This window comes from Sulfitobacter sp. F26169L (assembly GCF_026410285.1).
Taxonomy (GTDB): Bacteria; Pseudomonadota; Alphaproteobacteria; order Rhodobacterales; family Rhodobacteraceae; genus Sulfitobacter.
This window is the reverse complement of record NZ_JAPMLP010000016.1, coordinates 1-12183: the sequence shown is the minus strand read 5'-3', so window position 1 is coordinate 12183 and position 12183 is coordinate 1. Positions and strand designations below refer to the sequence as shown.

The following is a 12183-nucleotide window of genomic DNA, read 5'->3' as shown; positions in this document are numbered from 1 at the left end:
GCGTGCCGCCATTGCTATCGGCTGGCCTATCCTTCTCAGCGTGAAAAGCCGGGGGATCGTGCAGCACGACGGGCAGACCGTATCCGCGACAAAATGGGCTGGGAAGCTGGAATACTTAATGGCGCGGAACCTTGGAACAGGCCCAAGGGGATGCATCAAGCCACCTTTGATCGCTTACGCTGGAAACATGACCGTTTTGTAAGTCGTGCTTTGGCTGGCTTTGCTGAGCAGTTCGGGTTTGATCTAGAAGACAAACACCGTTTCTAAAATAGGCTGATTTAGAGGCGTGCGAAGTTGGCAGGAAATAGGGGGTCTTTGTTCGCATACCAGTCAGCTCGAAAAATCAGTGGTTTTCTTAGGCTTAATTGGTTTCAATGCGAAGATAAGACATTGGCAGGATATGCCACTTGTCTGCGACTTTTGTCCGGGTCGATCAGGCACCTAAGCCGCCCCTATAAATGCGGGTCAGGGCGGCTTGGGTTTTCCGTTATGAAGGAAAAGGCGGGCGTTGTTTTGGGTGACGCCTTGGCTAAGTCACGGCCCGCTGATTTCTGTTCCACCAGAAGGACACGGGGCCAGAACAGATCAATGAAGCCGGATCGGTTATTCAGCTTGCGAACGTGTTCTTCGTAACGGGCAACAGATCGCCGCTCGACTCCGAATATTGCAAAGAAGTCATTGTAGAAGGTTTGTGTTTCACCCTTCTCATAGGTGGCATCTGCATAGGTTTGTGCAAAGCTGGCAGCACGGGCGCGGATTTCGTTGAAACTCAGGCGCACAGATAAATTCCTTATTTACGTAAAATCGCAGTTACGCATTTGCGCGCTTGAGGTATTCCGCAAGTGCGACTTCTAAAATGGCTTGGTGCGTCAGGTCGGTTTCAGCAGCGTGCATTCTAAGGCGTTTGTAGGTGTCGCCATCAAGCGCCAGCGTCAGGCGTTTTTCGCCCATCCGCTTTGGCTTCTTGTCCTGAGGTGTTTGCCCTGCCCCGCGCTGCGGTATGCCGGTATCGGTCGGGCGGATTGTGGTGTTCAGCAGGCCATCGAGGGCCACGGGCTTCTTAGCCATTGAGTATCCCCTTCACGTAATCCCAAACTGCGGCAATCTCTGCCCCCGCTTTGTTATCGGTTGTCTCAGATACGCCCTGTCCGGTTGCGCCAGTTTCGGCATAGGACACACGCTGAGCGATATTTACCGGGGCAACACGCCCATGCTGCGCCAGGACGCGGGCCGCTTCCTCTGTGATCCGCGCACGTGGCGTTTGAGACAATGCGAAGGCGAACGGAACACCGGCATCATTCACGGCGGCGATGGTGGCCCCTACAGCCCGTAGGTCGTCAGGTGAAGGGCGAACGGGGATCAACACAAGGTCAGCTGCGCCAAGCGCCTCAGTGAGCCATTCGGGGGCCGCTGGCGGCGTGTCGATTATGCAGAGGTCGAATTGCGCCTTAGCCGCGTCCAGTGTTGCTTTGAGCGCATGGGGGGCAGGGTCACGGTCCAGCATGGCCGGTGTGTCAGCGTCCCTGCTTTCCCACCACGCCCTGAGCGAGCCTTGCGGGTCCAGATCAAGGCAAAGCACCCTGAGGCCGTCTTGTGAGGCGGCAACGGAAAGATTGCGGGCCAGCGTTGTTTTGCCAGCCCCGCCTTTTTGAGCGGCTATGAGTATCGTTTCCATAATGCCGGAAACTAACTGACTTATGCAAAAGCGCAAACGCATAATTTCACACACGCGCACTTACATAATTACGTAAATGCATACATCTGTATAAAGACACAACGGTCGTAGGGTTTTTATACACCCTAAGATTACCCCTAGGATAGATAGGCCGCGCCATGAAGTTCGTCACTTACCTTCGCGTCTCAACCGAACGTCAGGGCCAGAGCGGTTTGGGCTTGGAAGCGCAAAGTGCGGCGGTAGCGGCTCATGTGCTTGGTCGGGGCGAGGTTGTGTCCGAGTTTGTCGAGGTCGAAAGCGGTAAGCGTGCAGATCGCCCGGAATTGGCGCGTGCGCTGGCAGAGGCGAAGCGGGCAGGGGCCGTGTTGCTCATAGCCAAGCTGGATCGCCTCGCCCGCAATGTGGCATTCATCGCAAACCATTTGGAAAGCGGGGTCGAGGTTACGGCGGCGGATATGCCAGAAGCAAACCGTTTCGTGCTGCACATTATGGCTGCAGTTGCGGAGCAAGAGGGGCGCGCAATCTCAGAGCGTACCAAAGCGGCGCTGGCGGCGGCAAAAGCGCGCGGGACTAAGCTGGGCTGGTCGATCCCCGAACGAGCTTCTGAGCAGCGTCAGGCGGCGAATAAGGGCGCAGCGACAAACAAGGCACAGGCGTTTGCCCATGCAGAGAATGTGTTGCCGGTGATCGAACAGATCCGGGCAGGAGGCGCATCCCTTCGCCAGATCGCTGCGAAACTGAACGCAGGCGGGATCAAAACGGCTCGGGGTGGGAAATGGTACGCGACCACAGTTCGGAACATTTTAGCGGCGCAAGACAAGGCCAAGGCGCGGGCTACCTGACGCCGTTGGAAAACGGCTCACTGATTGCCGCTTTGTCAAGCGGGTGGGCGGTACGTCTATCCGGGGTTATGGCTTTCTCTGAAGTCGTGTGCTCACCTCATGATAATGTTTGGTAGCGGATCGTCTCCAATATCGTTTAAGGATTGAGCAGGCGGACCCGCGTCCCAACTGCGTCTGCCGGTCGGCGTGGTATCCCAACTAAGCTGAGGGCGAACCAGCTCGTGAGTGAGCCACTACGCTCCAGCGCATTTTCGTAGATCAGCCAGTTCCTAGTCTTATGGGTCGGGGGATCTGCTCATCTATTCGAGATGCCACTCTGACAAGATTTGTGTGATAGAGCCGCTTAAACTATAGCAATAGTTAGAGACATCATTCGAAGGGTCCTTTTTATGGTCAATGTTGATCGTGCCGCTTCCCTAAATCGGCTAGGTACCGTCCTGCCAGCCGCGGACCACATGGACTGGCTGGATTATGCCCGTTTCTTTTCCGCACTTTGTGTCGTCTTTTTCCATTATTTCTTCAACGGGGTCGCGAATGGAAAAATAGCGTCCTATGGCGCATATCCCGTATTTGGCGAAATCGCCAAGTACGGATATCTTGGAGTGAATTTTTTCTTTCTGATCAGCGGTTTTGTAATCGCTCTTTCCATGCAGAAGCGCTCAACCGGCCCGTTCGTCGTCTCCAGGTTTCTGCGCTTGTGGCCAGCATTCTTTCTTTGCATGACGATCACGGCAACCATTCGCATTCTTTCTCAGGATCCCGATTTCGCCGTTTCGCTTTCCCAGTACCTCGCGAACCTGACAGTCATGCCGCAGATATTTGGCCACGCGAACATCGACGGTGTTTACTGGACACTGACCTACGAGATCACCTTCTATAGCATGATCGCCTGCACGATTTTCCTGCGCATCCCCCTATCCAACATCCTCTTGCCCTGGCTTCTGGGCATTGTTGCGGCAAAGGCGCTGGGGCTCACTGGGCTGCCGTTGATCGGGACCCATTACGCCTGGTTTCTCGCCGGCTGTACCATCTTCCTGATTACCCGAGAGCCCGGCATCCGCTGGCGGTATCTGGTGCTGTTCGCCGCCGCTGCCCTGGCATTGTACGAAGTCTGCATGGCAGCCGATGGACTGACGGCGCGCCGGGGTACCCCCTACTCGGCATGGGTGATCGGGGTGTCCAGCGGTGTCTTCATCGCGCTGTTCCTGGGCGCGACACTGTCCGAGATCAATCGGCTCAAGCTGCCCTTCGCCCGGTCGCTCGGTCTGGCGACCTACCCTCTTTATCTGCTTCATGCCTACATCGGCTACATCGTCCTGTCCTATCTCGGGACCGAGGAAAACAAGCTGATCCTGACGCTCGTCCTCATTGTTGTCATGATCGCTGCGAGCGTCGTCGTGGTCTACGCCTGGGAGAAGCCAACGGCCTCTTTCTTTCGTGCCATCGCAGACCGGTGTATCGGAAAGCCCCTCGCGTTGCTTGAGGCGCATGTCGGTACGCGCATTCAGGCGCTCGCGGACCGAATGCGAAATCCGGGAGCCGCTTCGCGCGATATGGTCGGGCCGCGGAAATGATCCTGAACGACAAGTACCGTTTCGTTTTCGTGCATATCCCGAAGACTGCAGGAACCAGCGTGAGAAATGCGCTCGCGGCACTGGATGGACGGAACACCGAAGCCGTGGCGCAGACCAAACATGAAACACCGATGGAGTTTTTTGCACACTTCGACGAAAGAACGGGCAGCAGCGCGAACCTTGAGGACATCAAGAGCTACCGGTTCGTGTGTTTCCTGCGCCACCCGGTCGACAGATTTGTATCCCTGCACCGGTATCTGGTCACCACCCACCGCCATGTTTATCCTCAGGTTCCCAGATCAATAAACCGATTTTCCGACGTCGCCGCAGATCGGCCGGACTGGAGCACGGCGATCCGCGCGCTTCGACCACAGGTGGATTTCGTGCGCGGCGTTCACCCTTGGATCGGTCGGTTCGAGCAACTGGAGCAGGATTTTTCAGCACTTTGCGAGATGCTCGATACGGACCTCGAACTTCAGCACCTCAACGCATCGGCCGGTTCAGAAGCGGGGAAGGACGGCAAGTCCTGGAACATGCGGAAGCTGCTGGGCCGGATCAAGCGGATGCGCCGCAGTTCAGACGTAGCGCCCGACCCTATAACCGCGCAAAGCCGCAGGAAACTCGAGACGCTTTATGCGGACGATATGGAGCGTTTCGGATATTGAAGCGTTGGTCGCGCCGATGGATCAGCCTTGCGTCAGGCGACCCGCCCCCCCTCAACCTTGATCACACGGTCGGCAATGCTGAGCGTTTCCGGTCTGTGCGTGATCGATACCACCGTCAGGCTCGCATCCTCGCGGATATTCCGAAGAACCGCCTGTTCTGTGCCCGTGTCCAAGGCACTGGTCGCCTCGTCGAGAACCAGCAGCGGGCGATTGAGGTATAGCGCGCGGGCAATGCCGATGCGCTGTCGTTGACCGCCGCTGAAATTACTGCCGCGCTCACCCACCTGTGTCTGGGCCCCATCGGGCAGCTGGTCGATGACGTCGGTCAGTTCCGCCATTCTTATGGCTTTCTGAAGCCTGTCGGGATCAACGTTGCCCGACTCTGATCCCAGCGAGATGTTCTCGGCGATACTGGCCTCGACCAGAAACACGCTTTGCGGGACGTGGGCGATGTTGCGCTGCCAGCCCGGCAGATCAGCTTCTGTCAGCGGTTTACCATCGACGCGGATTTCACCCTCGGTGGGGCTGAGAAGCCCCATCAAGAGATCGACCAGCGTGCTTTTCCCGCTCCCGGTCTTGCCCGTCACGGCTATGAACGTACCTTTTTCGATAGTGATGTCGATGCCGTGTAACGCCGGCGTTTCGTTATCGGGATAGCTGTACCCGGCCTTTTCGAATGAAGTCGTTTCGTTGAAGGGGATCGGATCCGTTTTGTGATCCAGGCTCTGCAATCCGGCGAGCTTGGAAAACTCCAATACATCGTTAACGGAGCCGGACGAACCGGCGATCTGGGCCTGTGCCCGGTAGATCGTCTGTATGATCGGGAAAAGCCGGAGCGTACCGAGGGCGAATGTGCCAAGGAGCGGAAGCATCCCGGTGATTTCCTGTGCCTGGGACGTCATCATGAAGGCGGCAACGGAGAGCGCGACAATCACCACCATCTCGATCAGGTAACGCGGCGCCTGTTGAAAGAAGACGTTGTAGGCCAGGCGTATGCGCAGGTTGAATTCGATCTTTTCGAACCGGCCGTAATATTGTCGTCCCAATCCGTTGACGATGATATCCCGTATGCCGCCGATCCCTTCCTGAACCATGCGGATACGCTGCGTCTGATCTCGCGCGATGTGAATACTGTTGTTGCGCAGCATCGGCTGCAGAATCAGCCAAATTACCAGATAAAAGCCTCCCACCAGCACGATCAGGCACACTGTCACGGTGGTTGAAACGAAAAGCAGCGCGCCAAGAACGAACCCCGCGGTGATGACAGCGCTGATTGCGCGCAGCAGGGGCAGTATGACGTTGACGACAATTGCCTGAACCTTCTGGCCTGCGGCCAGCATGTCGCTGCTGGTGACGCCAAGATGATAGGTATAGGGGCGCAGAACGATGTTAGAAAAAAGCCTCATGCTGAAATCCTGACCGATCAGCATACTATAGCGCGCTGTCGCCCAAAGCAGACCGATCCGCACGATCGCCGCAATCAGCACGATGGTGCAGAAAAGGACTGTCAGGTACAGCCGGATGCTTTCGAAGCCGAGAAAATCAGCAGGGGCCAGAACAAACGCGTAGCGCGACCCGGCCAATGCGGTGTGGGGATCGGTCATGACGCTTATGAACGGGACCAGCGCACCAAGCGTCATGAATTCCGCAACGGCCCCGAGAACCATGAGAACCGCAAGCCAATAGAACTGTCGTTTTCGCTCCAAAGTCAGAGCGGACCAGATCTTTGCGGTTGGGTCCTGGCTTGAAGAGAGGTCTTTCATGAATGCTTCGCCTTGTAGGTCGGTCTTCTTTAGGACGACGCAGTTTGCAGGGCAATGTCGCGGAACAGCTTGTCTGCCGCGTTGCGCGCGGAAGCAACGTAGTCATTCAATGCCTCGGTTTCCGAGGCTTCCCAGTGCTGCGCGCGTTCGACGAGAGCGGCGTCGATGTCCGAGACCTCAACGTGCCGCCAGATACCAAGCCCCGAATCGCGCAGCGTGGACAAGTTCTTGTGCGTGTTGCTGGCAACTACCAGGAACGGCACCCGCAAAGCCATGCATAGCATCATCACATGAAACCGGCCAGTGACCACGACCCGAAATCCGGCAAGGCGGCTGAGGAACGTTTCGGCGTCATCACACTGCCCACGAAGGTCGCCAAAGGTGATCCGCACCTTTGAGATGATATCGACCGGTCTATCGCTGTCCCACCGTTTCGCACGACCAAAAGCACGACGCGCATCGCGCAGGGAGCGCCGTCCGTAAAGGATGCTCAAAGGCCACGCTTTCAGGGGCCACATGGCCCGCGCAAGGTCCGCTGCGGTTCCGGGTATAACGCAATCGGTATAGGCGATGCCGACAGGTGCCACGGGCCTCGCAAACTCCGTGAGCAGGGAAAGGTCCGGTATCACGCGGCTTTCGATCCCGGCTTGCCGGAGTTCGGCCGCGCTGCTGCTTTCCCTGACTGAAACGATATCGAATTGACGTGCCAGGTCCTGAAACGCGGTACCGTTTTCATGCCACGTGGTATTGATCAGACAGACTGTTTTCCCACGCGCCTTCGCTTCCGTTGCCACGGCGAGCAACGGTTCCGCTGCCTCGGCGTTGTGATGTATTGTCCCCTCGCCATTCACCACGACCAGATCGGCGGAGGCGACTGCATCGCGCAGCCCGGCGCTCGCCCGCCAATCCACCCGCGCAGGAACCGTGCGCGTTATGCTGATCCCCTGTTCGGCGGCCAATCTCTTGATGTGGTCCACAACGATGCTGCAACCGTGATGACGATCGTTACGTGTGTCGTTGAGCAACACCGCTGTCAGACCATTCGGGGACATATGCACGCAAACCTAACTTCTTGAAATAAAACTTCCATGAACTTAGAACAGAATGTGTTTAGGATCACAATTGAACACACGGCAGGCCGCGATGATCGCCTGAATTTTTCATATAGGACATTCAGGATGTGGCCGTTCCGATTGTTCGCCTAGAGCGAGGCAACCTGATGCCACTTATTCTCGTGGGGACCCGATACCAGGCGATCATGGCGCTTTCGATCATCCGGGTTCGGGACATCGAGACATTTCACCTTGTCATCTTCACAAGTGGACCTTTGACGACCCTTGTGACCGATGTCGCCTTTGCAGAACTGATGAGGCGCGCGGCCTCAGTTAAGTTTATTGACCGGACGATAAAGCCGCTGACCTTTCAACGCAGGCTTCTTCGCCTTGCATTGCGTCAGCTGATCAGAGACCGCACGGTCATGACCGCCGCGATATCCGTGCTACAGGTCATGATGGTATTCCGGCTGCTTCCAGCCCTGCGCTGCATTACCTTCGACGAAGGCGGCTACAATGTCAGCGCCGACAGCCCGTTCCGACGGATGAAAAACCAATCCAGGTTCAAAAGGACTACTGTTCCCGCAAGGCATTGTGGCCAACGCGCATCGGCGTACCGAAGTCCATTACACGGCGTTCGATTCGGAACTGAACATTTTTTCCGACAAGGCACGGCAGATTGAGATCGATTGGGCAGCGCTTTTGTCGCAAGAAGTTCTAAACCAGTTACCTGATGGTTCATCCTCGTTCTTCGTCCTGCCCTGCATGCGCGATTTGAAACTATCTGACGAAATGCGTACATCAATTCTGGATGAGGCTGCCAAGTGCGACGTCGCCATCCGTCACCCTCGAGAACAGGACGTGGACCTGCCGAACGCCATGACCCTGAATTCGCCTGCAGAAGCGATAATCGGGCATCTAGCAGAGAAAGAACCGGTCACGATCCGACACTTTCGTTCCACGGTAGGTAAGACTATGTCGAATTTCCGTAATGTCACGGTCATTGATTTTGCCGACGCACTTTTAATGAAAGATTCGGATTCCCATTAGCACGACTGGGATGCTGTGAATTCTTAAAGGCGTCATGCGGCGTCTGCTTTTATCCGTTTCATGCTGTCGCACAAGCGAAGTCGACGAAGGTTTTAAACGAGCTGACAGTCTTCTCACAACACAAGGCAGTCTGGCGGAAGCACTTGTTAAAAGCAGGCATCTCGCAACATGCGTCTTACCGCGCCGGCGCGGCGACCATTGCGTTTCTCGTCCATAACGGGTCTGTTGCATAAATCGGGTGCTGACCGATCTACCCGTATGGCAAGTGAAGCAGCCGATTGAGCCGCGATCAAGACCGGAGTTTTTCACCAACATCGATAGTTTCTGTCACCGGTGCAAAGAATAGAGAAAGTCGCTACATCCAAAACCTTACGGTAAAACCAGAAAATTTTATAGGTTTTTGTCTTACTCAATCACCTCTGGCGGCAACATGTCATCTACAGTGCCAGTGATCCGCGCTTTACGGCCCACGCGGGGGCGCTGCAACTCAGCATAGGCGGCTTTGCGTCCTTCTATGTCCTTCGCGCCCCAACCGATAATGACGCCAGTGACACGCCGCCCCGTTTTTTCAGGCACCACCGTGACGGTGAAGTCTGATAGGGCGTTCACTTCCATGATGGCAGGCTTGATCGCGTATTGGTTAAGGTTGCCAAAAGTCGTCAGCTTATCGACTTCCACGCCCAAAAGTTCACGAAAATCCTCTAGGGCAAACCGTTCAGTGAAGATGTGCTTGAGCCGCACGCGGCGGGCGACGGCTTCATAGAGGGCCAGAGCATATTTCGAGGTGAAGGCACGCAACACTTCCATTTCCAACTTTGCAAAGACGGTCGAGTCCTTGAGTAACAACGCCAGTTCAGGCGGGATCGAGTATTTGAGGTTGCCGCGCGGTCGCTTGGGGTCTGACAGATTATTCCAGCCCAGAAGCTGCACGCGGTCTGTTGATCCGTCCGGGCGCTGGATCGTCACTACGGTAGTCATGAGGGCTTCAATCGACTGTACAAGCCGGTCGTTGCTTTCATGCGTTTCTCTTAGGTCGGCAACGGCAATTTCAAAACGCCTGCCTTCCAACGCCAGATCAGGCCCAAAGGCATGGCGTAACAGGACGTTGAACAACCGCCGGTCTGCCAGTGTCAGCTTTGCCGCGCCCTTCACCTCGATCAGCTCGGCAGGCTTCACCATCTCGCCCATGTTTGGGGAGATGTCGAGCGTCCGTGTATTATTAGTTTTGGGGCGGCTCAGTTCTGACAATGTGTTTCCCTTAGCTAGCGATTCTTTGAAAACTAAGATTAAACGCATGTTAGAGGCAAGGTGTTGTGTGCGGCATTCAGTTCACCACAAACCGCCCGATTCCTAATCGATAACCGCCCCAAAACTAATCGATAACCGCCCCAAAACTAATCCGTCCCCACCCGATTCCTAAGAGTTAGGTAGATTAATGTATTTGAGTCAGTACCTTACAGCCCCTGAAGTAAGAAGATTCTAGAAGAAAAAGAAGAAGAAGAAAAATTTACGCTTGCGGAATTACGTAATCGCATAAAAATGCCCATGTTCGATCTTTGTTCCTTGAGCTGCAAAGAACGAGACGGTACAATCTCTCGTATCTGCTCATACATGGATAACAAGATATGGACATGCCACACCTTCTTACCGTCGCTGACTTCTGCCAAACCGTAGGTATTAGTCGATCCACTTGGCACAAGCTGAAGCGCAAAGGCTCAACGCCACCAATCGTCAACATCGGGGGCATTCAACGCATCCGAAAGGAAGCCGCTGAAACGTGGCTTGCTGAAAACGAGACGGGTGGCGCAGCCAAGCTCACTACCCACTGACAACAACAAAACCCACCGACATGGGAGGAATGGTGGGCGTACAAGGGCTAAGAAATTGATTATTCAATCTGACGCTTCAGGCTTCTCAGAAATTGGCGAAACAGCCGAGTTACGGAAGCCCCCTATATATAAGGCTCGCGCGTTACATATACCGTATGGTTCCCACAGAGGAACACAGGACAGCACGCAAGCGAACAGGGACGGGCAAGGGGCGGTATCCAGCCCCGCAGCCGAAGCCCGTCCGCTGGGCGCGGTTATAAGCGAGATTGCTAGACGGATCAGGCCACCTGAGAAACAGACAGAGGGTTTGCCTCTCGGATCACAGGCAATGTTCATCGATGCTGTTAGGTGCGCTTCAGTATCGGGGTTCTCGATTAACACGCTTCTCAGCGTACGGTGGTCATCGCTTTATCATCATGACAACGCAAACCCGCTCTTTGCCCAATCCCCCGTAGAACGAATTGCTTACCTGGTCGAGCTGCTGAGAAAATGGATTGGAGCGCGGTGCAGAGGCGGCTTTATGTACCTTTGGGTAAGGGAAACAACATCAGAGCTGGGAGAGCATTGGCACATCGCATTCCACCTACCGCACGGCAAACGCAAAGCCATCGCGTCATACATTGCCGATCTTCTTGGTGAACCCTTAGACCATCAACCGCGCACCAGTGCTCAAGGCAAAACAGAAGGCGAGTTTGCTTGTAGCGTTTGGCGATCATGGCATCTTGCCAAAGACATCCATCCAAAACGATCTGGCTATTATCTCGCTGCCTATCTTGGGAAAGGCGAACCCTCTGAGCGTCTTTCCCGTGGCAACCTCATTCCAAACACCCGCAAGCCTGTCAGAGGTCGCGCCTTTGGTGGTCGGGAAAGGTCTGCCAGGTACGATGCAACACAAGGCCAGATTACAGGCACAGCCGCCCTCAAAAAGCGGTTCGATATTGCCCGCCCGTTAAAACAGGCCATGAAATGCCGTCAGAACGCCGATTTAAGGGGCGTTAGGTCGTGAGGCTTGTAGTGGGGGCGAAAAAAGGTAAGACGCCTCTCAGCGGCCGTCCCATCGCCTCTCAGGGGCCGCTGCATCATTGAAAAACAATCAAGCTATTCAAACCGCAAAGGCAGTATCCGATTAAACGGGCAAGTTCCCAAATGATTTCGACAAAATTCTGAGGTGAGGCATGGGCGGAATAGGTAGCGGACGGCACTGGCAGTTCGGGGCAGACACAACAGAAGACTATCGCTCGATTGACGTTCGGTGGCTGAAGCGTGAGGGGCTTTTGTCCTCAGGGGTAAGCCGTCGCATTACGTGGTCCCGTGGTAGCGAAGTTACCGGCTCGATCAATGTCAGGTCTGAATCTGGTCGCGTGATCCTAGACTATCGCCAGCGGGATCGAGGCGGGGAATGGCAGGATGAAAGCTATCCAGTCCATCTCGATACCACGCCCTGCCACATGGGCGGTGAGCGGCATTGGTTCCTCTGCCCTGCCCGTGGATGCGGTCGGCGGGTTGCGGTGCTCTACGGCGGGGCAATCTTTGCGTGCCGCCATTGCTATCGGCTGGCCTATCCTTCTCAGCGTGAAAAGCCGGGGGATCGTGCAGCACGACGGGCAGACCGTATCCGCGACAAAATGGGCTGGGAAGCTGGAATACTTAATGGCGCGGAACCTTGGAACAGGCCCAAGGGGATGCATCAAGCCACCTTTGATCGCTTACGCTGGAAACATGACCGTTTTGTA

13 protein-coding genes and 1 pseudogene are annotated in these 12183 nt (G+C 55.5%); 8 read left to right on the top strand and 6 right to left on the bottom strand.

What is annotated here, in order from left to right:
* Positions 1 to 267, top strand: a pseudogene (locus OS189_RS18185) (hypothetical protein); the annotation flags it as partial.
* Positions 268 to 452: 185 nt separating this feature from the next.
* Here the strand turns inward: OS189_RS18185 and OS189_RS18180 are convergent.
* From OS189_RS18180 to OS189_RS18170, 3 genes are read right to left on the bottom strand one after another with little or no spacing between them, the layout of a single operon-like run.
* A complete protein-coding gene (locus OS189_RS18180; RefSeq protein WP_267168761.1) occupies positions 453 to 779 on the bottom strand; it encodes a type IIL restriction-modification enzyme MmeI in 327 nt (108 codons plus the stop codon).
* A 31-nt stretch (positions 780 to 810) separates the two neighbouring features.
* On the bottom strand, positions 811 to 1068 hold the full coding sequence (locus OS189_RS18175; protein WP_267168760.1) for a CopG family transcriptional regulator: 258 nt from the start codon (positions 1066 to 1068) through the stop codon (positions 811 to 813).
* Positions 1061 to 1675, bottom strand: coding sequence for an AAA family ATPase (locus tag OS189_RS18170; RefSeq protein WP_267168759.1), 615 nt, complete (start codon positions 1673 to 1675; stop codon positions 1061 to 1063). Before OS189_RS18170 ends, OS189_RS18175 begins: the two co-directional genes overlap by 8 nt.
* A gap of 158 nt (positions 1676 to 1833) precedes the next feature.
* Between OS189_RS18170 and OS189_RS18165 the strand changes: the two genes are divergently transcribed.
* The 3 genes from OS189_RS18165 to OS189_RS18155 all read left to right on the top strand — a co-directional run bounded on the left by OS189_RS18165 (position 1834) and on the right by OS189_RS18155 (position 4756).
* Entirely contained in the window at positions 1834 to 2517 is a 684-nt protein-coding gene (locus OS189_RS18165) for a recombinase family protein (protein WP_267168758.1), read from the top strand.
* Positions 2518 to 2972: 455 nt separating this feature from the next.
* Positions 2973 to 4091 (top strand): acyltransferase family protein, encoded by a 1119-nt coding sequence (locus OS189_RS18160; RefSeq protein WP_267168757.1) that lies wholly within the window; start codon positions 2973 to 2975, stop codon positions 4089 to 4091.
* On the top strand, positions 4088 to 4756 hold the full coding sequence (locus OS189_RS18155; RefSeq protein WP_267168756.1) for a sulfotransferase family 2 domain-containing protein: 669 nt from the start codon (positions 4088 to 4090) through the stop codon (positions 4754 to 4756). The genes OS189_RS18160 and OS189_RS18155 overlap by 4 nt, the downstream gene beginning before the upstream one ends.
* Positions 4757 to 4788: 32 nt before the next feature.
* Here OS189_RS18155 and OS189_RS18150 read toward each other — a convergent pair whose 3' ends face one another.
* The gene (locus OS189_RS18150; RefSeq protein ID WP_267168755.1) at positions 4789 to 6519 is read right to left on the bottom strand and encodes an ABC transporter ATP-binding protein; all 1731 of its coding nucleotides are present in this window, start codon (positions 6517 to 6519) and stop codon (positions 4789 to 4791) included.
* A 29-nt stretch (positions 6520 to 6548) separates the two neighbouring features.
* Positions 6549 to 7544, bottom strand: coding sequence for a polysaccharide pyruvyl transferase family protein (locus OS189_RS18145; RefSeq protein WP_267168754.1), 996 nt, complete (start codon positions 7542 to 7544; stop codon positions 6549 to 6551).
* A gap of 194 nt (positions 7545 to 7738) precedes the next feature.
* On the opposite strand from OS189_RS18145, the gene OS189_RS18140 reads away from it, so the two are divergent.
* Both OS189_RS18140 and OS189_RS18135 read left to right on the top strand, forming a co-directional pair.
* Positions 7739 to 8254 carry a hypothetical protein gene (locus OS189_RS18140; RefSeq protein ID WP_267168753.1) on the top strand — a complete coding sequence of 172 codons (516 nt, stop codon included), beginning with the start codon at positions 7739 to 7741 and terminating at the stop codon, positions 8252 to 8254.
* Positions 8166 to 8621 (top strand): hypothetical protein, encoded by a 456-nt coding sequence (locus OS189_RS18135; RefSeq protein ID WP_267168752.1) that lies wholly within the window; start codon positions 8166 to 8168, stop codon positions 8619 to 8621. Before OS189_RS18140 ends, OS189_RS18135 begins: the two co-directional genes overlap by 89 nt.
* A gap of 405 nt (positions 8622 to 9026) precedes the next feature.
* Here OS189_RS18135 and OS189_RS18130 read toward each other — a convergent pair whose 3' ends face one another.
* On the bottom strand, positions 9027 to 9869 hold the full coding sequence (locus OS189_RS18130; RefSeq protein ID WP_267168751.1) for a replication initiation protein: 843 nt from the start codon (positions 9867 to 9869) through the stop codon (positions 9027 to 9029).
* A gap of 1101 nt (positions 9870 to 10970) precedes the next feature.
* Between OS189_RS18130 and OS189_RS18125 the strand changes: the two genes are divergently transcribed.
* On the top strand, positions 10971 to 11456 hold the full coding sequence (locus tag OS189_RS18125) for a hypothetical protein (RefSeq protein ID WP_267168750.1): 486 nt from the start codon (positions 10971 to 10973) through the stop codon (positions 11454 to 11456).
* Positions 11457 to 11625: 169 nt separating this feature from the next.
* Positions 11626 to 12183 (top strand): hypothetical protein (locus tag OS189_RS18120; RefSeq protein WP_267168749.1); only part of this gene is annotated, 558 nt, incomplete at its 3' end.

What these genes read in the sequence shown, in the direction of transcription:
- OS189_RS18175 (WP_267168760.1), bottom strand. Translation starts at nt 1,068, where the DNA reads ATGGCTAAGAAGCCCGTGGCCCTCGATGGCCTGCTGAACACCACAATC.
- OS189_RS18150 (WP_267168755.1), bottom strand. Translation starts at nt 6,519, where the DNA reads ATGAAAGACCTCTCTTCAAGCCAGGACCCAACCGCAAAGATCTGGTCC.
- OS189_RS18155 (WP_267168756.1), top strand. Translation starts at nt 4,088, where the DNA reads ATGATCCTGAACGACAAGTACCGTTTCGTTTTCGTGCATATCCCGAAG.
- OS189_RS18160 (WP_267168757.1), top strand. Translation starts at nt 2,973, where the DNA reads ATGGACTGGCTGGATTATGCCCGTTTCTTTTCCGCACTTTGTGTCGTC.
- OS189_RS18140 (WP_267168753.1), top strand. Translation starts at nt 7,739, where the DNA reads ATGCCACTTATTCTCGTGGGGACCCGATACCAGGCGATCATGGCGCTT.
- OS189_RS18125 (WP_267168750.1), top strand. Translation starts at nt 10,971, where the DNA reads ATGTACCTTTGGGTAAGGGAAACAACATCAGAGCTGGGAGAGCATTGG.
- OS189_RS18170 (WP_267168759.1), bottom strand. Translation starts at nt 1,675, where the DNA reads ATGGAAACGATACTCATAGCCGCTCAAAAAGGCGGGGCTGGCAAAACA.
- OS189_RS18165 (WP_267168758.1), top strand. Translation starts at nt 1,834, where the DNA reads ATGAAGTTCGTCACTTACCTTCGCGTCTCAACCGAACGTCAGGGCCAG.